Source organism: Isoptericola sp. F-RaC21 (assembly GCF_038593535.1).
GTDB lineage: Bacteria > Actinomycetota > Actinomycetes > Actinomycetales > Cellulomonadaceae > Isoptericola.
On sequence record NZ_JBCFYX010000002.1, the window covers coordinates 390418 to 414597 of the forward strand.

Below are 24180 nucleotides of genomic sequence, written 5' to 3' on the forward strand. Positions count from 1 at the left end.
CTGGCCCGCATGGAGTTCCTCTACAACGTCTTCGTCGCGCTCCACTTCGTGGGCTGGGCGATCGTCCTCGGCGGCTACATCGCGTCGATCAAGAGCCCCGGCCTCTACCGCGGCGTCTTCCACGGCGCCGCGACGGCCGTCGTCGCGGGCGTCCTCATGGTCGGTACGGCCGAGATGGCGGACCTCTGGGCCGACGGCGGCCCGAGCATGGCCAAGATCGGCGTCAAGCTCGTGATCGCGCTGATCATCGCGGTGCTCGCCTTCGTCGCCAAGCGCCAGGGCTCGAAGGGCGACAACGGCACCGGCGCGGTCGCCCCGGGGCTCAAGCACTCGATCGGCGCCCTGACGCTGGTCAACATCCTGGTCGCGGTCTTCTGGAACTGATCGCGGGGCTCTCGGGGCAGCGGCGATGAGCGTCCTGGGGGAGGTGCTGGTCGGGCTGGCGATCGCCGTCGGCCTGGTCGGCATCGTCGTGCAGGTGCTCCCCGGCAACGTGCTCGTGCTGGGGAGCATCCTCGTGTGGGCGTGGGTGACCGGCGGGACGGCGGCCTGGGTGTGCTTCGCCGTCGCCGCCCTGGTGGTCGTGGCCGCCGAGACGTGTCAGTGGCTGCTCGCCGGCCGCCACATGCGCCGCGCCGACGTGCCGTGGAGCTCGCTCGCGATCGCCGGCGTCGCCGGGATCGTCGGGTTCTTCGTCGTGCCCGTCGTGGGGCTCTTCCTGTTCTTCGCCGGCGCGGTCTTCCTCGTGGAGCTGACCCGGCGCCGCGACGCCGCCGTCGCCTGGGCCGCCACGCGCGCGGCGCTCAAGGCGACGCTCATCACCATCGGCGTGCAGCTCGCCGGCGGCCTGGCGGCGACCGTCGCGTGGGTCGTGGGGCTCGTCGTCACCTGAGGGCGGTCAGCACGGCGGCGTGGGGTGCATGAGGTCGCACCGCCCCATGCGGTGCGGCACGGGGTCGTCCGGGACGGGTGCCGTCCTCTCCACCCGTGCGGACGTGACGTTGTCGACCACCGTGAGGGTGCCCACGGCACCCGCGGCGCCGAGCGCCGCGGCCAGGACGATCCGGACGGCCTGGCGCCCCCGCCTGGACGGGGGCGCGGTCGGCGCAGGGTCCGGGACCGGGTCCCGCGGGCCGTCGCCGGCCCAGATGTCGAACACGATCGGAGTGCTCACGGCCGCCTCCTGGGTGGGCGTCCCCAAGGCCACCGTGCCCGCCGGGCCGCCGGCGGTGCATCAGGCGTTGCCCTTGCCCCCGGCGGCGTCCCCCGGCGGCACCCGCGCCCCGAGCTCGGCCCGCGACCGGATGCCGAGCTTCGCGTACGCGCGTGAGAGGTGCGCCTCGACCGTCTTGGTGCTCATCCCGAGCGCGGTCGCCACCTCCCGGTTCGTGTGGCCGCGGGCCGCGAGCGCGCAGACGCGCTCCTCCATCGCCGTCAACGCACCGCCGCTGCGGGCGGCCGACGACCGGTCGACCTCCGCCCGGGCCACGTCCCGCCACAGGGCGCAGCCGACGGCGTCCAGCTCCGCCACCGCGCGCCGCGCCGCCTCCACCGAGACCGCGCGACGCCGGGCACGCCGCTCCAGGCGGGCGCGCGCGACGAGGGTCCGGCCGCGCTCGTGGCCGTTGTCCGGCCGTCGGGCGAACGACGCGAAGGCGTCGTCGAGCAGCCCGCGCGCGCTCTCGACGTCGCCGAGCGCCCGCGCGACCTCGGCCCGCCCGAGGGCGAGCACGCCGTGCAGCCACGCCTCGCCCGACCGGGCGGCGATCGGCTCGTACCGGTCGAGCACGGCGGCGGCCTCGGCGGCGCGGCCCGTCGCGACGAGCGCCTCCACGAGGTCGGGCAGGAACCCGGCGAACCCGGGATGCCGGTGCCCGGACGCGACGGACAGCCGTTCGAGCGGCCGGAGCAGCTCGACGACGGCCGCGGCGTCGCCGCGCGCGAGGAGCACCGACGCCAGCGCGGACGCGGGCAACGACCCCACGTGGGCCGCGCCGAGCGCCTCGAACTCCTCGACCGCCCGGCGGGACGTCGCGACGCCCGCGTCGCCCTGGGCGGTCCACGCCTGCAGGTGGGCCTGCGCCGTGCGCGCCATCAGGTCGAGCACCGGTCCGTCGACCTGACGGGCGCGGTCGGCCAGCGCCTCGACCGCCGCGCGCGCCGTGTCGAGCTCGCCGAGCCGCGTCGCGGCCCGCGCGGCGTAGAACTGGACGAACCAGAGATCGGTCTCCTGCCCGCGGACGCGGCAGCGACGCTCCGCCGCCAGCAGCAGCGGCAGGGCGTCGCCGGGGCGCCCGGAGAAGAGCAGGGCGGCCGCGACGTTGACCGTGGGCCAACGGATCGCCGGGACCACCCGCTCGGGGCTCTCGAGCCGCAGGGCGCGGCGCGCGCCGGCCCTGTCGAAGCCCTGCCCGGTGAGCTGGCCCAGCACGACCCGCGCCGCGACCAGCTCGGCCAGGACGCCGCCGTCCGACATCGAGGACGCGTTCACCTCCTCGATCACGGACCGCGCCAGGTCGACCTGCCCGCCGTTGAGCAGGCTCGTCCCGAGGTCGCCGAGGAGGGAGGCGCGGAGGGCGTCGTCCGCCGCCGCGAGGTCCACGGCGGAGCGGAGCGCGGTGACCGACCCCTCGAGGTCGCCGAGGCGGAACCTGCCCTGCCCGACGGCGCCCAGCGCCCGGGCCCGATCGAGCGGGTCGACGAGCGCGGGCAGGGCCTCGGAGGCCAGCTCCACCGCGCGGCCGTACGAGTCGATGCGGAGCTGGTCCTGCGCCGCCTGCAGCAGGCGCTGCGGCGACCGCGCGCCCAGGCCGAGGGCGAGATCGTCCAGCTCGGCCGCGACCGACGTCGCGCCGCGCCCGCGTGCGGCGCCCGCGGCGGTGTCGAGGGCCTCGAGGACGAGGGACTCCGGGCCGGAGGCGGCGTACGCGAGGTGCCGGGCCCGCGCCTCGCCGTCGACGATCTCCGCCAGCCGGCGGTGGCGCACCCGGCGCAGCCCCGGGGGTGCGGCGTCGAGGATCCCCAGGGCGAACAGCGGGTGCACGAACCGGACCCGCCCGTCCACGATGCGCACGACGCCCGCGTCCTCCGCCGCCGACACGTCGTCGTAGCCGCCGTGGACCCTCGCCAGCAGGTCGGTCCTCGGGTCGGCCAGGCAGGCGGCGGTCAGCAGGACGTCGCGGGTCGGGCGGGGCAGCCCCCGCACGCGCTCCGCCACCAGCGCGCGCAGGTTCGCCGGGAGGGTGCCGGTCCCGCGGCGTCGCCAGTGGGTGGCGAGCTGGACCGCGAAGAGCGGGTTGCCGTCCGCGGCCCCCACGAGCCGGTCGAGCGCGGCGGGCCCGAGGGCGGTCCCTGCGACCGCGACCGCGAGGTCGGCCACGTCGGCGGGTGTCAGGGGCGCGAGCGGCAGGCGCGTGAGCCGGCGGGGGTCGGCCGGCTCCACCACGGGGACCGGGGTCGCCACGACGGACGGGTCGTCGGAGGTGCGCGCGCTCGTCAGGACCGCGAGCCTGCCGGTCACCCGACGGCATGCGTACGCCAGGGCCTGGTGGCTCGACGGGTCGAGCCACTGCAGGTCGTCGACGGCGACGAGCACCGGCCCGCGCGCCGAGGCGACCTCGAGCAGGCTGCTGGCCGCGGCCGCGACGAGCTGCGGCCCGCCGTCGGGCCCCGCGGCCTCGGTGCCGAGGGCCGCGGCGAGGGCGCGCTGCTGCGGCTGCGGGAGGTGCGGCACCGCGTCGGCCAGGGGAGCCAGGACCTCGCGGAGGCCCGAGTACTCGAGCCGGACCTCGGCGGGCGACGGGCGGCCGGCCAGGACGAGCAGCCCCCGCTCGCGCGCCCGGTCGAGGGCGGCGAGCCACACGGTCGTCTTTCCGATCCCGGGCGGCCCGCTCAGCGCCAGGGCCGCAGGCCCGTCCTCCGCCGCGCCGAGCAGGTCGTCGACGGCGGCCAGCGCTTCGAACCGCCCCACGACCCGGGGGGTGGTCACCCGCCGATGATCCCACCGGAGCAGCCTCGGGAGACGCCGAGCGGGCGCGATTCACCCGGGTGCTCAGGCCGCGCCCGGCCGCGGCGCGTACATGATCACCGCGACGCCGGCGAGGCAGAGGAGGGCGCCGACGACGTCCCAGCGGTCCGGACGAAAGCCGTCCACCACCATGCCCCACACCAGCGACCCGGCCACGAACACCCCGCCGTACGCGGCGAGGATCCGGCCGAAGTGCGCGTCCGGCTGCAGGCTCGCGAAGAACCCGTACACGCCGAGGGCGATCACGCCCGCGCCGACCCAGATCCAGCCGCGGTGCTCGCGCACCCCCTGCCACACCAGCCAGGCGCCGCCGATCTCGAAGACGGCGGCGGCGAGGAAGAGCAGGATCGAGCGCAGCACGGTCATGCGCAGGAGTCTCGCGCCCCGGGCGGGCGCGCCGCGAGCCCGGGCCGGTCAGCCGGCCGGGTTCTCGGTCGCGTACAGCCTGTTGCCGTCGGGGTCGCGGAAGGAGAACATCGGCGGCGCCGACCCCCACAGCAGGAGCTCGTCGACGTCCGCCCCCGCGTCCGTCAGGGCGGTGTGCGCGGCGCGTGCGTCGGGCGTGACGAGCCGCACCCCGGTGTCGACGCCGGCGGGCAGCTCGTCGCCCGCCCGCACCAGCGCGAGCGACGTGGTCGCGCCCGGCGCGGCGACGTCGACCCAGCGGAAGCCGGGCTGCAGCTCGGCGTCGAAGCGGACCTCGAGCCCGAGCGGCCCGGTATAGAAGGCGAGCGCGGCGTCCTGGTCCCGGACGGGGATCGCGACGGTCTGGACCTCGGTGAAGCGGGCTGCGGCCATGGTGGTTCCTCCTCGACGGTCGCCCGGTGCCGGACGCTCCGGGTGCGCACGGTGGACCGGGGGCGCTCGCCGTTCTCATCGGCGCCTAGGGTGGCGGTCGGCAGGCACGGCACGACGGAGGACCCATGACGACGCACGACACGGCAGCGCAGCACGACGACCGGTGGGCGGTGCGCGTCGCCACGCTGGACGACCTGGACGCGCGGACCGCCTACGAGGCGTGGCGCCTGCGGCAGGACGTGTTCGTCGTCGAGCAGGAGTGCGCGTACCCCGACCTGGACGGCCGGGACGCCGAGCCCACGGCGCGACACGTCGTCCTGCTCGACCCCGCGCGCGACGGCCGGGTGGTCGCGACCGCCCGCGTGCTCGACGACGGCGACGTCCAGCGCATCGGCCGCGTGGTGTGCCACCCGGACGTGCGCGGCACCGGGGCATCCGGCGTGCTCATGCGCGCCGCCCTCGAGGCGGCCACCGCCGACGCGCCGCAGGCCGACGTCGTGCTCGGCGCGCAGTCGCCCCTGACCGGCTTCTACGGGCGGTTCGGCTTCGCCCCGGACGGGCCCGAGTACCTCGAGGACGACATCCCGCACACCCCGATGCGGCTGCGCCGCCAGGGGTGACGCCCGGCTAGGTCGTCGGCGCCCCGAGTCGCACGGCGCCGGCGATTCGGCGCGCCCGTGCCGCGGCGTCCGGCACCGCGTCGAGCCCCGCGTAGGTGGCCAGGAACGCCTCGAACAGCGCGGCGCCGGCCAGCGTCCGGGCGGTCGCCTCCGTGTCGACGTCGGCGGCCAGGCGGCCGTCGCGCACCTCGGCGTCGAGGTAGGCCTGCAGCTGGAGCGCCGGCCCGTGCGGCCCCGCGCCGCGGCGCCCCAGCCCTTCGCGGTGCGCGACGAGCAGCTCCGGCGCACCGAGGATCGACGCCGCCATGGGGAACGACCGGGCGTAGAACGCGAGCAGCTGGCCGACGAGGGTCGTGACGTTCTCGGCGACGGTCGCGCGGCCCACGAGGTCGGCGGGCTCGTCGAGCCGCGGCGCGCGCTCGGACAGGACGCCGAGGAACAGCTCCTGCTTGTCCGTGAAGTGCTTGTAGAGCAGCGCCTCCGAGCAGCCCGCCGCCCGCGCGATCTCCTTGGTCGTGGCCCGGGCGATCCCGCGCTCGCGCAGCACGGCCGCCGCGGCGTCGAGGATCCGGTCGCGCGTGCTCATGCGTCCTCCTGGTCGTGGTCCGCCGTACGCGGACCGGTCCGTCGAGCCCGTTCGCGCACCCGTTGACACGCGGTGGACCCGCCCCTCATCCTAGGGGTGAGTAAACACTTACTCACCAACGGACCCGAGGAGACGTTCATGAAGATCGCCGTGCTGGGAGCGACCGGCCGGACGGGCCGGCTGGTGGTCTCCGAGGCGCGCCGCCGCGGTCACCACGTCGTGGCGGTCGTGCGCGACCCGGCCCGCCTGGACGGCCTGACGCCGGACGACGTCGCGACGGCGGACGGGCTCGACGCCGCCGCGGTCACCGCCGCGCTCGCGGGGGCCGAGGCCGTGGTGTCCGCGCTCGGGCCGGTCCCGGGGAGCGAGCCCGGCGTGCAGGGGGAGCTCACCGAGGTGCTGGTCCGCGCGGCGCGCGACGCCGGCGTGCTCCGCGTCGTCGTCGTGACCGCGAGCGGCTGGGTGGTCGACGGCGACGACCCGCTGTCGCGCTACCTCGCCAAGCCGATCCTGGCCCGGGCGCTGCGCGACGCCAACGCCGGCTTCGCCCGCGCCGAGCCGGCGGTGCGGGCCTCCGGGCTCGACTGGACGATCGTGCGGCCGCCGATGCTGCGCGACGGCACGGCCCGCGGCCGGTACCACCAGCGCCGGGACGGGAACGTGCGCTGGCGCTGGTCGATGCGTCGCGCCGACCTCGCCACGGCGGTCTGCGACCTGCTGGGGGACCCGACGGCGGTCGGTGCGACGGTGTCGGTCGCGGGCTGAGCGGTGGGCCGGCCCGGGCGGGACCGGGATGTCGGCCGCGGAGCCTAGGCTTGGTCCACGATGACCTCCCTGTTCGACAGCCTGTCCCTGCCCGGGTTCGACCACGCCGCGAAGGACGACACCGCACGCCTGCCGTCCACCGCGCCGCGCTGGGACGACGACGCCGCCGACCCGGGGTCCGGCGCGCCCGGGTGGGTGCGCGACGCCGCGGCGGAGGCGCACGACGGGGGGCCGGGCGACGGCCGGCCGCGGGCGCGCGGGGCGTTCTCGCACCTGGACCCCGAGGCGCTGCTGGAAGGGCTGAACCCGCAGCAGCGGGCCGCCGTCGAGCACGCGGGCTCGCCGCTGCTCATCGTCGCCGGCGCCGGGTCGGGCAAGACGCGGGTGCTCACGCACCGCATCGCCTACCTGCTGGCCACGGGCCGGGCGCGGGCGGGGGAGATCCTCGCGATCACGTTCACGAACAAGGCCGCGGCGGAGATGCGCGAGCGCGTCGAGCACCTGGTGGGCCCCGCCGGCGGCCGGATGTGGGTCTCGACGTTCCACTCCGCGTGCGTGCGGATCCTGCGCAAGGAGGCCAAGACCCTCGGCCTGCGCTCCAGCTTCTCCATCTACGACGCGGCGGACAGCCAGCGCCTCATCACGCTCGTGACCCGCGAGCTGGACCTCGACGCGAAGAAGTACCCGGCGCGCTCGCTGGCGCACAAGATCAGCGACCTCAAGAACGAGCTGATCGACCCCGAGACGTACGCGCAGAGCTCGGGCGCCGACGCCACGGAGGAGGGCTGGCGCGAGCGCGCCGCCCGCGCGGCGTCGTCGGGCTCGCTGCCGTCGCAGGGGCCGGAGTTCGACACGGTGCTGGCCGACGTCTACCGCCGCTACCAGCAGCGCCTGGCCCAGGCGAACGCGCTCGACTTCGACGACATCATCATGACCACGGTGAACCTGCTGCAGGCGTTCCCGAACGTCGCGGAGCACTACCGGCGCCGGTTCCGGCACATCCTGGTGGACGAGTACCAGGACACGAACCACGCGCAGTACGTGCTGGTGCGCGAGCTGGCCGGCGCGACGGCGGACGGGCCCGGCGTCGACGGCCTCGACCCCGCCGAGCTCACCGTCGTCGGCGACGCCGACCAGTCGATCTACGCGTTCCGCGGCGCCACGATCCGCAACATCGTGGAGTTCGAGGAGGACTACCCGGACGCCACGACCATCCTGCTGGAGCAGAACTACCGCTCCACCCAGACGATCCTGTCGGCCGCGAACGCGGTGATCTCGCGCAACCCGGACCGCAAGCCGAAGCGGCTGTGGACCGACGCCGGGGCGGGGGAGAAGATCGTCGGCTACGTCGCCGACGACGAGCACGGCGAGGCGCGGTTCGTCGCGGAGGAGATCGACCGGCTGGGCGACTCCGACGGGGTGCGCCCCGGCGACGTCGCGGTCTTCTACCGCACCAACGCGCAGTCGCGCGCCCTGGAGGAGGTGCTGATCCGCGTCGGCCTGCCGTACAAGGTGGTGGGCGGCACCCGGTTCTACGAGCGTCGCGAGATCAAGGACGCGGTCGCCTACCTGCGGGCCCTCGCCAACCCGGACGACGACGTCAACCTGCGCCGCGTGCTCAACGTGCCCAAGCGCGGCCTGGGCGACAAGGCGGAGTCGCTGGTCGCGTCGTTCGCCGACCGCGAGCGGGTCTCGTTCGGGGCGGCGCTGGAGCGCGCCGACGAGATCGGCGGCATGACGAGCCGCACGCTCAAGCCGCTCACCGCGTTCCGCGACATGATGCGCGAGCTGCGCGCCCTCGTCGACGACGGCGAGCCGCCCGCCACGATCCTCGGCGCGGTGCTCGACCGGACCGGCTACCTGGCGGAGCTGCGGGCGTCCGACGACCCGCAGGACGCGTCCCGCGTCGAGAACCTCGCCGAGCTGCACGCCGTGGCGGCGGAGTTCAGCGAGCTGGACCCCGAGGGCGACCTGGCGGACTTCCTCGAGCGCGTGTCCCTCGTCGCCGACGCCGACCAGATCCCCGACGAGGACGTGGCCGACGGGGAGGCCGAGCAGGAGCCCCAGGAGGACCAGGGCGTCGTCACCCTCATGACGCTGCACACCGCCAAGGGGCTGGAGTTCCCCGTCGTCTTCCTCACGGGCATGGAGGACGGCACGTTCCCGCACATGCGGTCCCTGCACGACGACTCGGAGCTCGCCGAGGAGCGGCGCCTGGCGTACGTCGGGATCACGCGCGCGCGGCAGCGGCTGTACGTCAGCCGGTCGGCCGTGCGTTCCGCGTGGGGGACGCCCAACGAGTTCCCGCCGAGCCGGTTCCTCGAGGAGGTGCCGGACGAGCTGTGGGACTGGCGGCGGCGCGAGTCGTCCACCCAGTACCTGCGGCGCGGCGGGTCCGCCTGGGGTGGGTCGGCGCGGAGCGGGGCGGCGCGCGGCGGGGCCCGCGCGGGCTCGTCGGGCGGCACCTGGTCGCCGCAGCGGAAGTCGCCGTCCGAGGGGGTCGGCGGCCGGATCGGCCGGCCGAAGGACGCGGCCACCCCGGCCGGGTCGGCGGGCACGGGCGCGACGTTCGGCTCGGCCACCCCCCGCAAGGACGCGGACGTCCCGTCGCTCGACGTCGGCGACAAGGTGACGCACGACGCGTACGGCCTCGGCACGGTCGTGTCGCTCGAGGGGAGCGGGCCCAACGCCGTCGCGCGGATCGACTTCGGCGCGGACGGCACCAAGCGGCTGCTGCTGCGGTACTCGCCGGTCACCAAGCTCTGAGTCGGGCGTCGCGGAGGGGAGAGGTCCCCATCGCGGCAGGTCGCGGGCGTGGGCTAGCGTCGCCGGCACAGGGCAGACCGAACGGATGAGGAGCGCATGGGCAGGCTGGGTGCGGACGTCGACGAGCTCGCGCGACTGGCGCGCACATTGGACCGGGCCGCGGAGACCTTGGAGGACGACCGACGCCTGGTGGCACGGCAGATCCGGGGCACGGGCTGGGACGGCGGCGACGCCCGGCGGTTCCTGTCCGAGTGGGAGAGCAGCCACAGCCCGGTGATGCGGGAGGCGTCGCAGGCGTTCGCCGCCGTCGCGCGCCACGTGCGCGCGCAGGCCGACGAGCAGCGGAAGGCGTCGGGCCTCGGCGGGTCGGCGCCCGCAGGCCCGGGCGGCCCCGCCGGTCCGGGCTCGCCTGCTCCGGGGACGACCACCCTGTCGGGGGACGCGACCGCCCAGGACGAGGACCTCAAGAACTCCCTGAACGGCTGGTCCACCGGCAGCACCGCGGCGGGGCTCGCGCAGGACGGCATCAACGCGATCGCCCTCAAGGGCTCCAAGCTCGCCGAGGCCGCCGACCCGTTCTCGACCCGGACGATCTCGACCCTGTCGGACCTCGGCCCCGGCGGCAAGATCATGAGCGGCATGAGCAAGGGCTTCGGCGTCGCCGGCATCGGCGTGGGGGCGTTCCAGGTCTACGAGGGCATCAAGACGGGCGACCCGTACTATGCCGCGGACGGCGGGGTCACGGTCGCGCTGTCGACGGCAGCGATGATCCCCGGGGTCAACGTGGTCGGCGCGCCGGCCGCCGCGATCTGGGGCGGGGCCTCGCTCATCAACGGCCTGGTCTCGGAGGAGCCGCTGACCAAGAACATCGCCGACGGGATCGGGCACCTCGGGGACGCCGCCTCCAAGGTGGGCGACTTCCTCGGCTTCTGAGCCGGTCGCCCGCACCCGACCGACCCGCACACGATCGACCGAAGGACGAGATGACCACCCCCACCACCACCGCGAACGACGCCGTCGTGGAGCTCACCAGCTACGAGCTGATGACCCTGTTCCACGTCGCGACCACGCCCGAGGCGCAGCGCACCCGGGAGGCGATGCGGCTGCCGGCGCTCGAGGACGGCTCGCCGCTGCTGGACGCCGCCCTGGCCTCGCTCGTGCTGCGCGGGCTCGCCGACGACCAGGACGGGCGGCTCGTCCCGGCGGGCGCGCTCGTCGGGCTGGTGAACGTGCTGGGTACGGCGACGTCGTGGGTCGAGGTGGTCGTGACCACCGAGCACGTGCGCCAGGGCGCCCTCGTGGTGGTCTCGCCGCACGGGCACGCGCTGCTCGAGGCACGGCCCAGCCGGGTGTGGCAGGCGGTGCCCCTGGAGGCGCAGGTGCCCGTGCTCGCCACCGCTGCCGGCTACGTCGCGGCGGGCTTCGAGTCACGTCCGGAGCGGCCCTTCGGCGGCGTCGTCACGCTGATCGACGGCGCCGGCTCCCGCACCACGGGCGTGCGCGTGGACCCTGACGGCGCCTGGTCGGTGGTCCGCGGCTCGGGCGAGACGCTCTCCGAGCCGGCCCGCGTCGAGCCGGACCCCACGTTCGCGTTCCTCGCGGAGGCCGCGGCGTGACGGGCCCGGGCCCTCAGGACCCCGGACGCCGGTCCGTGGCCGCGCTGTGGTTCGGCGCCACCGACCCGGGCGTCGTGCGCCGGCTCGCGACGCTCGCGACGCTGGCCGCCGTGGTTCCCGCCGTGATCGGCGGGTTCGTCGCCGTCATGTGGTGGTACGCCCAGGTGTCGCACCGAGCGACGTCGGGCTCGCGCGGCTACGTCGAGGGGTCGCCCTTCCCGTGGCTGCCCGTCGGGCTCCTGGCCCTGCTCACCGTGGCGTGCGTCGTCGTCGCCGTCGTCCAGTGGGCGCGGTACGGCCGGCTGCGCCGGGACGCCGCGGGGCCTCAGCGCTAGCAGGCCGCGCATGGGGACCGCTCCCCATCGCACCGACCGCCCCGCCGGCCCTACCGTCGTCGCGACGACGACGAGCGCGGGGGTGCGGTGATGGGCAGGCTGGGCGCGGACGTCGACGAGCTGTCGCGGCTCGCGAGGGCGCTGGAGGCCGCCGCGGAGACGCTGTCGGACGACCGCCGGCAGGTCGGCGCCGCGATCCGCCGAGCACGGTGGGACGGGTCCGACGCGGAGCGGTTCCGCCACGACTGGGGCGCCGTGCACGGGCCGCGCCTCGACGCGGCGGCCCGGGCCCTCGAGGACGGGGCGTCGACGCTGCGCGCCGAGGCACGGGCGCAGCGGCGTGCGTCCGACGGGTTCGACGTCGGCCCGACGGGGTCGCGGTACGCCGCAGGTGCCTGGGCCACGATCACCCCGCCGCCCGCGGTCGTCGCGACGGCGCTCGGCGACGTCGAGGCGCCGGACGGTGTCGGCGGTCGGGTCACGACGGGGGTGAGGCAGGCGCTCCGCCTGCTGGACGTCGCCGGCGGCTCCCCGACGGTGGACGACGGCGTCCGGTGGGTCCTGGGCGGTGACTCGGCCGAGCTGTTCGGGGCGTCGCCCGCGTGGGGCGTCGTGCCCGAGGGGGACGGCCTGTGGTCCGACCGGCCGCTCCCGCAGGACCCCGTCGCCGTCGGGGACACGGCCCTCGACCTGCTCGGACTCCGGAGCCACCCATGACCCTCAGCACCGTTCGACCCGACACGATCGAGGACCGACGCATGATCCAGCATCCCGCCCCGCGACCGACGACCGCGCGCGCGACGCCGCCCGCGAACCTGGTCCGCCTGACGGGGCACGAGCTGATGACCCTGTTCCACGTCGCGACGCCGCCCGAGGCGCAGCTGACGCGCGAGGCGCTGCTGCTGCCGGCGCTCGCGGAGGGTGACCCGGTGCTGCGTGCGGGGTTCAGCTCGCTCGTGCTGCGCGGCCTGGCGCGCGACGAGCACGGCCGCCTGGTGCCGGTGGGACACCTCGCGGCGCTGTGCGCGGTGCTGTTCACCGCCACCCAGTGGACCGAGGCCGTGGGGACGGTGGGGGACCAGCGGCACGCGGCGATGATCGTCCGGTCGCCGCACGGCAGCGCGATCCTCGAGTCGCGGCCCACCGGCATCTGGCAGGCGCTCCCGGTCGACCCGGACGTCGCCACGGCGCGCGCGGCCGCCGGGTACGTCGCGGCGAGCTTCGGCGCGCTGACGGGCCGGCCCTTCGGCGGGGTGGTCACGGTCGCGGACGCGCACGGCGCCCGGACCGCCGGGGTCCGCGTGGACGACGACGGGACGTGGACGCTCGTGCACGGCCCGGTCGACGACCTGCGCGGCCCGGAGCGGGTCGCCGCCGACGCGGCGTTCGGCCTGCTGGAGGAGGCGCTGGGCTGACGCGGCGCCTCAGGCGGCGTGGCGGGACCGCTCGACGGCGAGGCGCAGCGCGGCGACGTCGGAGCCGGCCTCGCGCAGCGCGGCCTCGAGGACGCGGCCGCCCGGGCAGTCCGCCCGCACGACGCCGAGCAGCAGGTGCCGTTGGTCGATGCCCTTGTCGCCGAGGCGGACGGCCTCGCGCAGCGCGAGCTCGAGCGCCTTCTTCGCGTCGGGCGCGAACGGGTGGTGCGAACGGCGCCGGCCCTGTCGGCCCGCGCGGTCGAGCGCGCCCTGACCGAACACCTCGTCGGTGCGGCGGCGGACCTCCGCGAGGTCGATCCCGACGGCGGCCAGCGCCTCGTCGTCGAGCCCGCCGTCCGCCGCGACCGACCGCCGGGCCCGGGCCGCGACGTCCGCCGGGTCGAGCCCGCCGTCGTGCAGCGCGCCGGCCGCGGCGCCGCCCGACTCGGCGAGCGTCACCACCAGGTGCCGCGTGTCGATCGTCGCCGAGTGCAGGGCCTGAGCCACCTCCTGGGCGCCCACGACCGCGGCGCGCGCGTCCTTCGTGAACCTCTCGAACATCAGATCCTCCTGCCGTGCTTCTTGTGGACCGCCTGCCTGCTGACGCCGAGCGCGTCCGCGACGTCCTGCCACGACCAGCCGAGGCTCCGCGCCCGCTCCACCTGGAGCAGCTCGAGGCGGTCCGCCAGGTCGCGCAGCGCGCGCACCGCGCGGAGGCCTTCTCCCGGGTCGTCGCCGGCGGCCGCGCCGACGAGCGTCTTCTCCGTCATGGCGTCAACTATGGTTGACGATCGGTCCCGTGTCAACCCGGGTTGACGAGCGGAGGAGAGGCTGTTTACTGACCGATCGGTAGGGTTTACGGTGTGCGGCGACAGGCGTCCTCGGGCGCTCGAACGACACAGGAGTCGTCATGCCTCATCTCCGCACCGGGCGGTCCCGCCGCCCGATCCTCGCCGCCACGCTGCTCGCCGTCGTCGCGTCCTCGACGCTCGCCGCGGTGCCCGCGACCGCCGCCGTCGCGACCGCCGCTGCGCCCGCGGGCTCGCCCGCGACGTGTGCGTCGGCCGTCCCTGCCGGGACCAGTCGCGTCGACGTCGAGCTCGACGGGACCACCTATCCCGTGCGCGTGCACGTGCCCGACGACGCCCGGCGCGACAAGCCCCTCCCGACGGTCGTGAACCTGCACTTCAGCAACGGGAACGCTGACATCCAGGCCGACTACAGCGGGCTCGACGACGTCGCAGACCGCGAGGGCTTCATCACCGTCGCGCCCGACGCCGCCATCCCGACCGGCGACTCGGACCTCGGCCCCGTCGGGGTGTGGAACGTCCCGGGCGTTCCCACCGTGGCCGGGCAGTACCCGCCCGCGGGGGCGCGGGACGACGTCGCCTTCCTTACCCGCGTGATCGACACCGTCGTGGGGCTCGGCTGCGCCGATCCGCACCGCGTCTACCTCACCGGCCACTCGGGCGGCGCACGCATGGCCTCGGCGTACGCCTGCGCGCACCCGGAGAAGATCGCGGCCGTCGCGCCCGTCGCGGGGCTGCGGTCCGGCACGCCCGACCAGGACGACCCGTCCGCCGTCGTCCCCGGGTCCTGCACGCCGTCCCTCCCGGTGCCGGTGATCACCTTCCACGGCGACGCCGACACGACGAACCCCTTCGAGGGCAACGACGACCCCCGCTGGGGCTACCCGGTCACGCAGGCCGTGACCGGCTGGGCGCACCTCGACGGCTGCGCGGCGCGGCCGCGACAGACGCCCGTCACGACGCACGTCACCCGCGTCACGTACGCCGGCTGCGACCAGGGCGCGCAGGTCCAGCTCTACCGGGTCGCGGGCGGTACGCACAGCTGGCCGGGGAGCGACCTCGACCCCACGGCGACGCAGGAGGTCGACGCGGCGAGCCTGATCTGGGACTTCTTCTCCCACCGCCGGCGCTGACGGCCGACCCCGGCCTGTGGGATCGGTCACCTCGGGCCGGGGTTTCTCCGCGGGACGTCGCGGCCGTGTCGCGGCTCGGACTACCCTGTTCGGGGATGTCTTGATGTCGAGACATCCGTTCGTGCCGGCCTCTGCCGACCCAGGGGCACCACCGATGGAAGGACGCAGCAGGGTGGACCTGTTCGAATACCAGGCTCGCGACATCTTCGAGAAGCACGGCGTGCCCGTGCTCGGCGGCGTCGTCGCGACGACGCCCGAAGAGGCTCGCGCGGGTGCAGAGAAGCTCGGCGGCGGGACCGTCGTCGTCAAGGCCCAGGTGAAGACCGGCGGCCGCGGCAAGGCCGGCGGCGTCAAGCTGGCCCACTCCCCGGCGGAGGCCGAGGAGAAGGCCACCGAGATCCTCGGGATGGACATCAAGGGCCACACGGTCCACCGCGTGATGATCGCGCAGGGCGCCAAGATCGCCGAGGAGTTCTACTTCTCCGTGCTCCTGGACCGCGCGAACCGCAACTACCTCGCCATGTGCTCCGTCGAGGGCGGCATGGAGATCGAGCAGCTCGCCGTCGAGCGTCCCGAGGCGCTGGCCCGCGTCGCCGTCGACCCGATCGTCGGCATCGACAAGGCCAAGGCGCGCGAGATCGTCGACGCCGCGAACTTCGCCGAGGACCTCAAGGCCCCCGTCGCCGACGTCATCCAGAAGCTCTGGACCGTCTTCACGGCCGAGGACGCCACGCTCGTCGAGGTGAACCCGCTGGTCCGTACCGAGGACGGCTCGATCGTCGCCCTCGACGGCAAGGTCTCGCTGGACGACAACGCCTCCGAGGTGCGCCACCCGGACCACGAGGCGCTCGAGGACAAGGCCGCGGCGGACCCGCTGGAGGCCAAGGCCAAGGAGAACGGCCTCAACTACGTCAAGCTCGACGGCGAGGTCGGCATCATCGGCAACGGCGCGGGCCTCGTGATGAGCACCCTCGACGTCGTCGCGTACGCCGGCGAGGAGCACGGCGGCGTCAAGCCCGCCAACTTCCTCGACATCGGCGGCGGCGCCAACGCGACCGTCATGGCCAACGGGCTCGACGTCATCCTGAACGACCCGCAGGTCAAGAGCGTGTTCGTCAACGTCTTCGGCGGCATCACCGCCTGCGACGAGGTCGCCAAGGGCATCGTCGGCGCGCTGGAGATCCTCGGCGACGAGGCCACCAAGCCGCTGGTCGTGCGCCTGGACGGCAACAACGTGGACCTCGGCCGCGCCATCCTGCGCGAGGCCAACCACCCGCTGGTCACCCTGGCCGAGACCATGGACGGCGGCGCCGCCAAGGCCGCCGAGCTGGCCCACCTCTGAGCGCCCCGCCGACGTCGAAAGCAGAGATTCGAGAGCTATGTCGATCTACCTGAACAAGGACAGCAAGATCATCGTCCAGGGCATCACCGGCGGGATGGGTGCCAAGCACACCGCCCTGATGCTCGACTCCGGCGCGCAGATCGTGGGCGGCGTGAACGCCCGCAAGGCCGGCACCACCGTGACCCACAAGGACCACGAGGGCAACGACGTGACGCTGCCGGTCTTCGGCACCGTCAAGGAGGCCATGGCTGAGACCGGCGCGAACGTGTCGGTCCTGTTCGTGCCCCCGGCGTTCACCAAGGACGCGGCGATCGAGGCCGTCGACGCCGAGATGCCGCTCATCGTCGTCATCACCGAGGGCGTCCCGGTGCAGGACTCGGCCGAGGTCTTCGCCTATCTCCAGGGCAAGAAGACCCGCATGATCGGCCCGAACTGCCCGGGCATCATCACGCCGGGCGAGTCGCTCGCCGGCATCACGCCCCACACCATCACCGGCAAGGGCCCGATCGGCCTCGTGTCGAAGTCGGGCACCCTGACCTACCAGATGATGTACGAGCTGAAGGACCTCGGGTTCTCCACCGCCATCGGCATCGGCGGCGACCCGGTCATCGGCACCACGCACATCGACGCGCTCGAGGCCTTCGAGAACGACCCGGAGACCAAGGCGATCGTCATGATCGGCGAGATCGGCGGCGACGCCGAGGAGCGCGCGGCGGCGTACATCGCCGAGCACGTGACGAAGCCCGTCGTCGGCTACGTGGCGGGCTTCACCGCCCCCGAGGGCAAGACCATGGGCCACGCCGGCGCCATCGTCTCCGGCTCCGCGGGCACCGCGCAGGCCAAGAAGGAGGCCCTCGAGGCCGTCGGCGTCAAGGTCGGCAAGACGCCGTCCGAGACCGCCGAGCTCATGCGCGAGATCCTCAAGGCGCTCTGACAGATCCGCTGGTTGAGCTTGTCGAAACCCCTCGAGGTTTCGACAGGCTCTACCAACGACGTGGGTTCGACGAGCTCAACCGGCGGTTCGACGACGGCGCCCGTCCCTCCGGGGGCGGGCGCCGTCGTCGTGTCTGCACCGCGCCGGGGGCGCGGCGGGTGACGATGGGCCGGTGAGCGCACCACCCGGAACCCGACCCGCCCGCACCGCCCGGACCGTCGACGGCGACGGTCCGGCGCGGCGCCTCGGCCGCGGGAGCGAGCGGTTCGCCGCTGCGACGTCGGGCGCCTGGGCGACGGTGCAGGGCGTCGTGCTGTCAGGTGCCGTCGTCGTGCTCCTCGCGGTGGTCGGGGTGCTCGGCGGGGCGCCGGACTCTGCCTGGACCGGCGCCGTCGGCGTGGCCACCGGCCTGTGGCTGCTGGGCCACGGCGTGCCGATCGACGCCGGGGCCGGCGCGATCACGCTCGTGCCGCTCGGGATCGGCGCGCTCGCCGTGTTCACCACCTACGTGTCGGTCAAGCGGTCCGCCCTGCCCACCCTGGCCGCGTGGGTCGCGGCGACCGCGACCTACGCCGTCGTGACCGTCGCCCTCGCCGCCGCGACCGCCGGCGTGGCGGGCGGCGACGGGCTCGCGGCCGGGGCGCCCCGGCTGGCCCTCGCGGCGCTCGGCGGCGCCGTCGTGGGCGGTGCGGGGTCCGCGCTCGGCATCCTCGTGCCGCCGGACCGGCCCGAGGTGGTCGTCCCCGGCGGCCTGATCGACCGGGCCGTGCCGGACGTCGTGCGCCTCGGCCTGCAGGCGGGGACGGTCGCGCTCGTCGCGCTGGGCGGCCTGGGCGCGGCGCTCACCCTCGTGTGGGTCGTCGCCGGGCGTGCGACGTCGGAGGACGTGGTGACCGGGCTCGACCCGGGATGGATCGGCGGGATCGTCTTCGCCGTCGCGCAGCTCGCGCTGCTGCCCAACCTGGTGCTCTGGGCGACGTCGTGGCTCGCCGGCACGGGGTTCGCCGTCGGGCAGGGCACGTCGTACGCCCCGGGCGGCACGGAGACCGGCCCGCTCCCGGCCGTGCCGCTGCTGGGCGCGCTGCCCGGCCCGGACTGGTCCGGCCTGACGGCGGCGGTCGCGGGGCCGCTCGCGGTCGTCGCGTGCGGCGCGCTCGCCGGCTGGTTCGCGTGGCGGCGGCTCGACCCCGACCGCGTGCGCTGGGTCGACCTGGCCCAGGTGCTCGCGGGGACGGTGCTGCTCGCGGTGGTCGTCACGACCGTGCTGCAGCGGTGGGCCGGGGGAGCGGCGGGCGCCGGGCGCCTGGCCGAGGTGGGTGCCGAGCCGCTGCTGACCGGCGCCGTGGTCGCCGTCGAGGTCGGGGTCGGCGCGGCGGTCGTGCTGGCGGGCGCGTACCTTCAGGTCGGCGCGCGGCTGCGGCGGGAGTAGACCCGGCGTCGGCCCGGAGGCCGCCCGGCGCGGCGGGAGCGCGCGGGTAGGGTGACGTCGTGCAGACCCCGTCCGGCCACCCCGTCGCGTCCACCTCTGCCCAGGGCACGGCCCAGGCCAGGCTCGTCGTCCTGGCCTCCGGGGGCGGCTCCAACCTCGCCGCGCTGCTCGCGGCCCACGACGACCCCGCCTACGGCGCCCGCGTCGTCGGTGTCGTCTCCGACAAGCCCGGGGCCGGCGCGCTCGACCTCGCCCGCGACGCCGGCGTGGCGTCCGTCGTCGTCGCCCCGGGGGACTTCGACGACAGGCCCGCGTGGAACGTGGGCGTGGCCGAAGCCGTCGCCGTCTTCCGGCCCGACTACGTGGTGCTGGCCGGGTTCATGCGCATCCTGGCGCCGTCGTTCGTGGAGCGGTTCGCGGGGCGCATCGTCAACACCCACCCCGCGCTGCTGCCGTCGTTCCCCGGCGCGCACGGCGTGCGCGACGCCCTCGCCTACGGCGTGAAGGTCACCGGCTGCACGGTGCACGTCGTCGACGCCGGCGTCGACACCGGGCCGATCCTCGCGCAGGCCACCGTGCCCGTGCTCGACGGCGACGACGAGGCCTCCCTGCACGAGCGGATCAAGGTCGCCGAGCGCGCGCTGCTCGTCGAGACCGTCGGCCGCGTCGCGCGCGACGGGCTGCGCGTGGACGGACGCCGGGCGGCCATCGGCTGACCGGTGCCGCCCCGCGAGCTGTCAGGGCGAGCGCGCTGCATCCCGTGCGCTCGCCCTGACAGGTCGGTGTCAGACGGCGGACCAGCCGCCGTCGGAGGCGACGATGGTGCCGTTGAGGTTCACGGCGTCGCGGGACAGCAGGAAGGTGATCGACGCCGCGAGGTGCTCCGGCGTCGCGACGCCGGGCAGGTTGCCCATGTACTTGCCGAGCCGCGGGGCGCCGAACTCGGCCTGGCCCGGGCGCAGCCCGGTGGCGACGCCGCCCGGGGCGACGGCGTTCACGGTGACGCCCGTGCCCGCGTACATCACGGCCGATGACTTGGTCAGCCCGACCACCGCGTGCTTGGACGCGGTGTACGCGGCCCCGGCGGCGGAGCCGCGCAGGGCGGCCTCGGACGCGACGTTGACGATGCGGCCGTCCTTCGCCGCGAGCATCCCCGGCAGGACGGCGCGCATCAGGCGCATGGTGCCGTCGAGGTTGACGCGCAGCACGCGCTCCCAGGTCGCGTCGGTCATCTCGTGCACCGCGCTCATGTCGTCCATGATCCCGGCGACGTTGGCGAGCGCGTCGACACGGTCGCCGGCGGCGCGGACGATCTCCTCGACCGACTCGGCGGCGGTGATGTCGCCCGCGACGGCGACGATCTCGGCCTCGGGCAGGGAGGCGGCGAGCTCGTCGAGCTTGTCCTTCGCGAGGTCGACGGCGACGACGCGGCCGCCCTCGCGCGCGACGCGGGAGGCGACGGCGCGCCCGATGCCCGACGCCGCGCCGGTGACGATCACGGTCTGGCCGGCGAAGCGGCCCGGGGTGATCCGCTCGGCCCACGGCTGGGCGGCGGGGGACTCGGTGGGGGTGTCGGCGTCGTCGGGGGCCTGCTCGCGGTAGGCGGCGACGAGGCCGGCGACCATCTCGGCCGGGAACTGCCCGTTCGACAGGGTGACGAGCTGCTCCAGCGGCAGGTTCCGCGCCGGGGCGAGGGCCTCGGCCGACGCGCCGGCCTGCTCGAGGACGCCGGCGAGGATGCGGCCTCCGACGGGGTGGTCGAGCCACTCGCCGACGGTCGAGGATGCGGACAGGGCCATGGTGATCTCCTAGGTGACGGGTCCCGAGCTAACAACCGGACAACATTGTCCGGTTGCTAGTGTATTCCGGTGCCCACCTCTCGCACCAACCCCGGCCCCGCGGCCGCCGCCCGCAACCGGGCCGCCCTGCTGGAGGCCGCGCACGCCGTCTTCGCGGAGTCGGGCACCGCGGCCCCGCTGAGCTCGATCGCGCGGCGCGCGGGCGTCGGGCAGGGCAGCCTCTACCGGCACTTCCCGGACCGGCTCTCGCTCGTCGCCGCCGTCGTCGAGGAGAACGTCGCGGAGCTCGAGGCCGCCGCCGCCGCCGACGGCGCGACGCTGGCCGACCTGCTCGGCACCACGACGCGGCACGCCGTCGAGTCCGTGGCGGTCGTGGACCTGCTCGTGGCCGACCGGCCGGGGCGGATGCTGCAGCTGCGGGAACGGGTCGAGACGGCGCTCGCGGCGCACCTCGACGCCGCGCTGGCCGCCGGGGACGTGCCGCCCGGGACGACGGTCGCCGACGTCATGCTCGGCGTCGAGCTCGTGGCCGGGGCGCTCACCCGCAGGCCCCCGGCCGAGCGGACCGCCACGGCCGTGCACGCGTGGCGGCTCCTCGGGATGCGGGTCGTCCTGCCGTGACTCCGGGCGACGGCGTTCGGTAGACTCGCCGCGGCCGTGACTGGCGAAGGTGGACAACCACCGGGGAGCGGCCGCCCCCAGATCGACCCGCGATGCGCGCCGCCCGCCTGGGTGCCAGGGTCTTCGAGAGACACGACTCTTCGAGGAGACCGCATGTCAGTCGCCCACTCCGCCCCCCATGTCTCGGCCCCCGACGTCCAGCTCGCCGACGACGCCCAGCGTCCCGTGAAGCGGGCGCTGCTGAGCGTCTACGACAAGACCGGCCTGGTCGAGCTCGCCACCGCGCTGCACGCGGCCGGCGTCGAGCTCGTCTCGACCGGCTCCACCGCCGGGAAGATCGCCGACGCCGGCGTCCCCGTGACCCGCGTCGAGGAGCTCACCGGCTTTCCCGAGTGCCTCGAGGGCCGCGTCAAGACGCTGCACCCGCGCGTCCACGCCGGCATCCTGGCCGACACGCGCAAGGCCGACCACCTCGCCCAGCTCGCCGACCTGGGCATCGAGACGTTCGAGCTCGTCGTCGTGAACCTCTACCCGTTCGCCGCGACGGTCGCGTCCGGCGCGGGTCCCGACGAGGTCGTCGAGCAGATCGACATCGGCGGGCCGTCGATGGTCCGCGCCGCGGCGAAGAACCACCCGAGCGTCGCCGTCGTCGTCGACCCGGCCCGGTACGACGACGTCGTGGCCGCCGTGACCGGCGGCGGGTTCACCTTTGCCCAGCGCAAGCGCCTCGCGGCGGCAGCGTTCGCGCACACCGCGCAGTACGACGTGGCCGTCGCGTCCTGGTTCGCGAGCGTCTACGCCCCGGACGAGACCGCGCTCGAGTCCCACATGCCCGACGTCACCGGGGCCGCGTTCGAGCGCGCCGCGGTGCTGCGCTACGGTGAGAACCCGCACCAGAAGGCCGCGCTGTACACGCGGACCGACGGCGGCACGGGCCTCGCCCAGGCCACGCAGCTGCACGGCAAGGCGATGAGCTACAACAACTACGTCGACGCCGACGCCGCCTGGCGCGCCGCGCACGACCACTCCGGCCCCGCCGTGGCGATCATCAAGCACGCCAACCCCTGCGGCATCGCGGTGGGCGACGACATCGCGCAGGCCCACGCCCGCGCGCACGCCACCGACCCCGTCTCCGCGTACGGCGGCGTCATCGCCGCCAACCAGGTGATCACGAAGGCCGCGGCCGAGAGCATCGCGCCGATCTTCACCGAGGTCGTCGTCGCCCCGGGCTTCGAGCCCGAGGCGCTGGAGATCCTGCAGAAGAAGAAGAACGTGCGCCTGCTCGTGGTCGACACCCCGCCGCACGCCGTCGCCGAGAACCGCCCGATCTCCGGGGGCATGCTCGTCCAGGAGGTCGACCGGTACCAGGCCGAGGGCGACGACCCGAGCACCTGGACCCTCGCCGCCGGCGAGGCCGCGGACGAGGCCACGCTCGCCGACCTCGCGTTCGCGTGGAAGGCCGTGCGCGCCGCCAAGTCCAACGCGATCCTGCTCGCCGCCGACGGCGCCGCCGTCGGCATCGGCATGGGCCAGGTCAACCGCGTCGACTCCTGCCGCCTGTCCGTCGAGCGTGCCAACACGCTCGCCGAGGGCGACTCCGGCCCCGTCGAGCGGGCGCGCGGCGCCGTCGCGGCGTCGGACGCCTTCTTCCCGTTCGCGGACGGCCTGCAGGTGCTGCTCGACGCCGGTGTCCGCGCGGTCGTGCAGCCGGGCGGGTCCATCCGCGACGCCGAGGTGATCGAGGCCGCGCAGGCCGCCGGCGTCACGATGTACCTCACCGGCACGCGCCACTTCGCGCACTGACTGCCCCGCCGGTCGAGCCTGTCGAGACCCGGTGCTTCCGCTGGTTGAGCTTGTCGAAACCCGGTAGGCGTGGGTTTCGACAGGCTCAACCGGCGACCGCAGCCTTGAGCCGGACGGAGGGGTCGGTGGCCTTCGCGAGGTCGAGCCGCAGCGGCTCGCCGCGGCCCATGAGGCGGCGGACGCCGCCGACGTCGCGCGGCGAGTCGACGAGGAGGACGGCGCTGACCGTCGCGACGCCGTCCGCCCCGCCTGCGGCCGTGCCAGGGCCGGCCGGGTCGAGGTACAGCGCCGCCCACGGGCCCGCGCCGGGGGTGCCGCGCAGCACCACCGGCGAGTCCGTGGCGGGCAGGCCGAGCAGCGCCAGGTCGTGCCCGAGCTGCTGGGAGAAGACGTACGGCGCGTGCGCGGCGCCGGCCGGCTCGACGCCGAGCATCGCGCGGACGGTCGGGTCCGGGTCGTGCAGCGCCGCCGACCAGTGCCCGCCCGGCACCGTGCCGAACACCGGGTGCGCGCGCGAGGCGACGTCCCCGACCGCCCACACGCGCGGGTGGCCCGGGACGCGACCGTCGCCGTCCACGAGGAGCGCGCCGCGCGGGTCCAGCGGCAGCGTGCCGGCCAGCCAGCCCGACGCCGGCCGGGCGCCGACCGCCGTGAGCACGAGGTCGGCGGGCACGCGCTCGCCGTCGGCCAGCACCACGCCCGCGTCGTCGACCGCCGTCACCGCGGCGGCCGTGCGCAGCCGCACCCCGGCGTCCGCGTACCAGCCCGCGAGGTGCGCGCCGACGCCGGGCCCGAGCTGTCGTGACAGCGGGGCGCCGGCGGCCTCCAGGACCGTCACGTCGGCCCCGGCGCCCGCCGCCACGCCCGCGACCTCGGCGCCGATCCACCCCGCACCGACGATCACCAGGCGCAGCCCGCCGTCGCGGCGCAGCGCCGCCCGCAGGCGGTCCGCGTCGGCCGCGTTGTGCAGCAGCGACGACGCGGCGAAGCCGGGCGGGACGATCGGTGCGGAACCGACGGCGAGGACGGCCGCGTCCGCCGCGACCTCGCCGCGCGCCGTCGTCAGGACCACGCCGTCCGGCCCCGACGCCAGCGCCCGGGCCGGCTCGTCGAGGCGCACGTCGTCGGCCAGCGCGTCGACGTCGACGCCGAGGTCTGCGCTCAGCCACACGGGCTCGGGCCGCGACAGCAGCTCCTTGGACAGCGGCGGCCGGTCGTACGGCGGCACCCCCTCGGCGCCGAGCAGCGTGATCCGCCCGTCGAAGCCGTGCGTGCGGAGCGCGGCGACGGTCTGCGCGCCGGCGAGGCCGGCACCCACCACGACGACGGACCGGGGGACGGGGGAGGGGCGGGACGTGGCGGCGGAGGTCGGCTCGGGCACG

At 75.6% G+C, this 24180-nt stretch carries 26 protein-coding genes and 1 riboswitch; of the genes, 17 read left to right on the forward strand and 9 right to left on the reverse strand.

The window, feature by feature from the left end; genetic code table 11:
* Window positions 1-9 precede the first annotated feature (9 nt).
* Together AAG589_RS07215 and AAG589_RS07220 are read left to right on the forward strand one after the other, a co-directional pair.
* Window positions 10-384, forward strand: coding sequence for a hypothetical protein (locus AAG589_RS07215; protein WP_430566565.1), 375 nt, complete (start codon window positions 10-12; stop codon window positions 382-384).
* A 25-nt stretch (window positions 385-409) separates the two neighbouring features.
* Complete coding sequence (locus AAG589_RS07220; RefSeq protein WP_430566566.1) at window positions 410-892, forward strand: DUF456 domain-containing protein; 483 nt, start codon at window positions 410-412, stop codon at window positions 890-892.
* A 6-nt stretch (window positions 893-898) separates the two neighbouring features.
* Here the strand turns inward: AAG589_RS07220 and AAG589_RS07225 are convergent, their stop codons facing one another.
* The 4 genes from AAG589_RS07225 to AAG589_RS07240 form a co-directional block, all read right to left on the reverse strand.
* Complete coding sequence (locus AAG589_RS07225) at window positions 899-1174, reverse strand: hypothetical protein (RefSeq protein ID WP_430566567.1); 276 nt, start codon at window positions 1172-1174, stop codon at window positions 899-901.
* 60 nt (window positions 1175-1234) lie between these two features.
* Window positions 1235-3988, reverse strand: a complete 2754-nt coding sequence (locus AAG589_RS07230) for an ATP-binding protein (protein ID WP_430566568.1) — start codon at window positions 3986-3988, stop codon at window positions 1235-1237.
* A 63-nt stretch (window positions 3989-4051) separates the two neighbouring features.
* Complete coding sequence (locus AAG589_RS07235; RefSeq protein ID WP_430566569.1) at window positions 4052-4393, reverse strand: YnfA family protein; 342 nt, start codon at window positions 4391-4393, stop codon at window positions 4052-4054.
* A gap of 48 nt (window positions 4394-4441) precedes the next feature.
* Window positions 4442-4825 (reverse strand): VOC family protein, encoded by a 384-nt coding sequence (locus AAG589_RS07240; RefSeq protein ID WP_430566570.1) that lies wholly within the window; start codon window positions 4823-4825, stop codon window positions 4442-4444.
* Window positions 4826-4950: 125 nt separating this feature from the next.
* On the opposite strand from AAG589_RS07240, the gene AAG589_RS07245 reads away from it, so the two are divergent.
* A complete protein-coding gene (locus AAG589_RS07245; protein ID WP_430566571.1) occupies window positions 4951-5445 on the forward strand; it encodes a GNAT family N-acetyltransferase in 495 nt (164 codons plus the stop codon).
* A gap of 7 nt (window positions 5446-5452) precedes the next feature.
* On the opposite strand, the gene AAG589_RS07250 is transcribed toward AAG589_RS07245, so the two are convergent.
* Entirely contained in the window at window positions 5453-6031 is a 579-nt protein-coding gene (locus AAG589_RS07250; protein WP_430566572.1) for a TetR/AcrR family transcriptional regulator, read from the reverse strand.
* A 138-nt stretch (window positions 6032-6169) separates the two neighbouring features.
* Here AAG589_RS07250 and AAG589_RS07255 point away from each other — a divergent pair, with 138 nt between their 5' ends.
* The 7 genes from AAG589_RS07255 (at window position 6170) to AAG589_RS07285 (ending at window position 12928) form a co-directional block, all read left to right on the forward strand.
* A complete protein-coding gene (locus AAG589_RS07255; RefSeq protein ID WP_430566573.1) occupies window positions 6170-6796 on the forward strand; it encodes an NAD(P)-dependent oxidoreductase in 627 nt (208 codons plus the stop codon).
* A 60-nt stretch (window positions 6797-6856) separates the two neighbouring features.
* Window positions 6857-9562: a UvrD-helicase domain-containing protein gene (locus AAG589_RS07260; protein WP_430566574.1), complete on the forward strand. Its 2706-nt coding sequence runs from the start codon at window positions 6857-6859 to the stop codon at window positions 9560-9562.
* Window positions 9563-9658: 96 nt separating this feature from the next.
* Window positions 9659-10495, forward strand: coding sequence for a hypothetical protein (locus tag AAG589_RS07265; RefSeq protein WP_430566575.1), 837 nt, complete (start codon window positions 9659-9661; stop codon window positions 10493-10495).
* A 50-nt stretch (window positions 10496-10545) separates the two neighbouring features.
* On the forward strand, window positions 10546-11178 hold the full coding sequence (locus tag AAG589_RS07270; RefSeq protein WP_430566576.1) for a hypothetical protein: 633 nt from the start codon (window positions 10546-10548) through the stop codon (window positions 11176-11178).
* Window positions 11175-11513, forward strand: a complete 339-nt coding sequence (locus AAG589_RS07275; RefSeq protein WP_430566577.1) for a hypothetical protein — start codon at window positions 11175-11177, stop codon at window positions 11511-11513. The genes AAG589_RS07270 and AAG589_RS07275 overlap by 4 nt, the downstream gene beginning before the upstream one ends.
* Before the next feature lie 90 nt (window positions 11514-11603).
* Complete coding sequence (locus AAG589_RS07280) at window positions 11604-12230, forward strand: hypothetical protein (protein ID WP_430566578.1); 627 nt, start codon at window positions 11604-11606, stop codon at window positions 12228-12230.
* Window positions 12231-12271: 41 nt separating this feature from the next.
* Complete coding sequence (locus tag AAG589_RS07285) at window positions 12272-12928, forward strand: hypothetical protein (RefSeq protein WP_430566579.1); 657 nt, start codon at window positions 12272-12274, stop codon at window positions 12926-12928.
* A gap of 9 nt (window positions 12929-12937) precedes the next feature.
* Here AAG589_RS07285 and AAG589_RS07290 read toward each other — a convergent pair whose 3' ends face one another.
* Together AAG589_RS07290 and AAG589_RS07295 are read right to left on the reverse strand one after the other, a co-directional pair.
* The gene (locus AAG589_RS07290; protein ID WP_430566580.1) at window positions 12938-13489 is read right to left on the reverse strand and encodes a Clp protease N-terminal domain-containing protein; all 552 of its coding nucleotides are present in this window, start codon (window positions 13487-13489) and stop codon (window positions 12938-12940) included.
* On the reverse strand, window positions 13489-13698 hold the full coding sequence (locus AAG589_RS07295; RefSeq protein ID WP_430566581.1) for an RNA polymerase subunit sigma-70: 210 nt from the start codon (window positions 13696-13698) through the stop codon (window positions 13489-13491). The genes AAG589_RS07290 and AAG589_RS07295 overlap by 1 nt, the downstream gene beginning before the upstream one ends.
* A 140-nt stretch (window positions 13699-13838) precedes the next feature.
* Between AAG589_RS07295 and AAG589_RS07300 the strand changes: the two genes are divergently transcribed.
* The 5 genes from AAG589_RS07300 (at window position 13839) to purN (ending at window position 19291) form a co-directional block, all read left to right on the forward strand.
* Window positions 13839-14870 (forward strand): extracellular catalytic domain type 1 short-chain-length polyhydroxyalkanoate depolymerase, encoded by a 1032-nt coding sequence (locus AAG589_RS07300; protein ID WP_430566582.1) that lies wholly within the window; start codon window positions 13839-13841, stop codon window positions 14868-14870.
* Window positions 14871-15042: 172 nt separating this feature from the next.
* Window positions 15043-16212 (forward strand): ADP-forming succinate--CoA ligase subunit beta, encoded by a 1170-nt coding sequence (gene sucC / locus AAG589_RS07305; protein ID WP_430566583.1) that lies wholly within the window; start codon window positions 15043-15045, stop codon window positions 16210-16212.
* 37 nt (window positions 16213-16249) lie between these two features.
* Window positions 16250-17146: a succinate--CoA ligase subunit alpha gene (gene sucD / locus AAG589_RS07310; protein WP_430566584.1), complete on the forward strand. Its 897-nt coding sequence runs from the start codon at window positions 16250-16252 to the stop codon at window positions 17144-17146.
* A gap of 172 nt (window positions 17147-17318) precedes the next feature.
* Window positions 17319-18575, forward strand: coding sequence for a cell division protein PerM (locus AAG589_RS07315; RefSeq protein WP_430566585.1), 1257 nt, complete (start codon window positions 17319-17321; stop codon window positions 18573-18575).
* Between the two features lie 59 nt (window positions 18576-18634).
* Window positions 18635-19291: a phosphoribosylglycinamide formyltransferase gene (purN, locus tag AAG589_RS07320; RefSeq protein ID WP_430566586.1), complete on the forward strand. Its 657-nt coding sequence runs from the start codon at window positions 18635-18637 to the stop codon at window positions 19289-19291.
* Window positions 19292-19360: 69 nt separating this feature from the next.
* On the opposite strand, the gene AAG589_RS07325 is transcribed toward purN, so the two are convergent.
* A complete protein-coding gene (locus tag AAG589_RS07325; protein ID WP_430566587.1) occupies window positions 19361-20374 on the reverse strand; it encodes an SDR family NAD(P)-dependent oxidoreductase in 1014 nt (337 codons plus the stop codon).
* 69 nt (window positions 20375-20443) lie between these two features.
* Between AAG589_RS07325 and AAG589_RS07330 the strand changes: the two genes are divergently transcribed.
* The gene (locus AAG589_RS07330; protein WP_430566588.1) at window positions 20444-20995 is read left to right on the forward strand and encodes a helix-turn-helix domain-containing protein; all 552 of its coding nucleotides are present in this window, start codon (window positions 20444-20446) and stop codon (window positions 20993-20995) included.
* A 26-nt stretch (window positions 20996-21021) separates the two neighbouring features.
* Window positions 21022-21115, forward strand: a riboswitch (ZMP/ZTP riboswitch).
* Between the two features lie 33 nt (window positions 21116-21148).
* Window positions 21149-22798: a bifunctional phosphoribosylaminoimidazolecarboxamide formyltransferase/IMP cyclohydrolase gene (purH, locus tag AAG589_RS07335; protein WP_430566589.1), complete on the forward strand. Its 1650-nt coding sequence runs from the start codon at window positions 21149-21151 to the stop codon at window positions 22796-22798.
* A gap of 85 nt (window positions 22799-22883) precedes the next feature.
* Here the strand turns inward: purH and AAG589_RS07340 are convergent, their stop codons facing one another.
* Entirely contained in the window at window positions 22884-24179 is a 1296-nt protein-coding gene (locus AAG589_RS07340) for an FAD-dependent oxidoreductase (RefSeq protein ID WP_430566590.1), read from the reverse strand.
* Window position 24180: the final 1 nt, after the last annotated feature.

Bases quoted from the DNA above. Each gene is read 5' to 3' on its own strand.
- AAG589_RS07215 (WP_430566565.1), top strand. From the start codon at position 10: ATGGAGTTCCTCTACAACGTCTTCGTCGCGCTCCACTTCGTGGGCTGG.
- AAG589_RS07220 (WP_430566566.1), top strand. From the start codon at position 410: ATGAGCGTCCTGGGGGAGGTGCTGGTCGGGCTGGCGATCGCCGTCGGC.
- AAG589_RS07235 (WP_430566569.1), bottom strand. From the start codon at position 4,393: ATGACCGTGCTGCGCTCGATCCTGCTCTTCCTCGCCGCCGCCGTCTTC.
- AAG589_RS07240 (WP_430566570.1), bottom strand. From the start codon at position 4,825: ATGGCCGCAGCCCGCTTCACCGAGGTCCAGACCGTCGCGATCCCCGTC.
- AAG589_RS07245 (WP_430566571.1), top strand. From the start codon at position 4,951: ATGACGACGCACGACACGGCAGCGCAGCACGACGACCGGTGGGCGGTG.
- AAG589_RS07250 (WP_430566572.1), bottom strand. From the start codon at position 6,031: ATGAGCACGCGCGACCGGATCCTCGACGCCGCGGCGGCCGTGCTGCGC.
- AAG589_RS07255 (WP_430566573.1), top strand. From the start codon at position 6,170: ATGAAGATCGCCGTGCTGGGAGCGACCGGCCGGACGGGCCGGCTGGTG.
- AAG589_RS07260 (WP_430566574.1), top strand. From the start codon at position 6,857: ATGACCTCCCTGTTCGACAGCCTGTCCCTGCCCGGGTTCGACCACGCC.
- AAG589_RS07265 (WP_430566575.1), top strand. From the start codon at position 9,659: ATGGGCAGGCTGGGTGCGGACGTCGACGAGCTCGCGCGACTGGCGCGC.
- AAG589_RS07270 (WP_430566576.1), top strand. From the start codon at position 10,546: ATGACCACCCCCACCACCACCGCGAACGACGCCGTCGTGGAGCTCACC.
- AAG589_RS07280 (WP_430566578.1), top strand. From the start codon at position 11,604: ATGGGCAGGCTGGGCGCGGACGTCGACGAGCTGTCGCGGCTCGCGAGG.
- AAG589_RS07285 (WP_430566579.1), top strand. From the start codon at position 12,272: ATGATCCAGCATCCCGCCCCGCGACCGACGACCGCGCGCGCGACGCCG.
- AAG589_RS07290 (WP_430566580.1), bottom strand. From the start codon at position 13,489: ATGTTCGAGAGGTTCACGAAGGACGCGCGCGCCGCGGTCGTGGGCGCC.
- AAG589_RS07295 (WP_430566581.1), bottom strand. From the start codon at position 13,698: ATGACGGAGAAGACGCTCGTCGGCGCGGCCGCCGGCGACGACCCGGGA.
- AAG589_RS07300 (WP_430566582.1), top strand. From the start codon at position 13,839: ATGCCTCATCTCCGCACCGGGCGGTCCCGCCGCCCGATCCTCGCCGCC.
- sucD (WP_430566584.1), top strand. From the start codon at position 16,250: ATGTCGATCTACCTGAACAAGGACAGCAAGATCATCGTCCAGGGCATC.
- AAG589_RS07325 (WP_430566587.1), bottom strand. From the start codon at position 20,374: ATGGCCCTGTCCGCATCCTCGACCGTCGGCGAGTGGCTCGACCACCCC.
- purH (WP_430566589.1), top strand. From the start codon at position 21,149: ATGTCAGTCGCCCACTCCGCCCCCCATGTCTCGGCCCCCGACGTCCAG.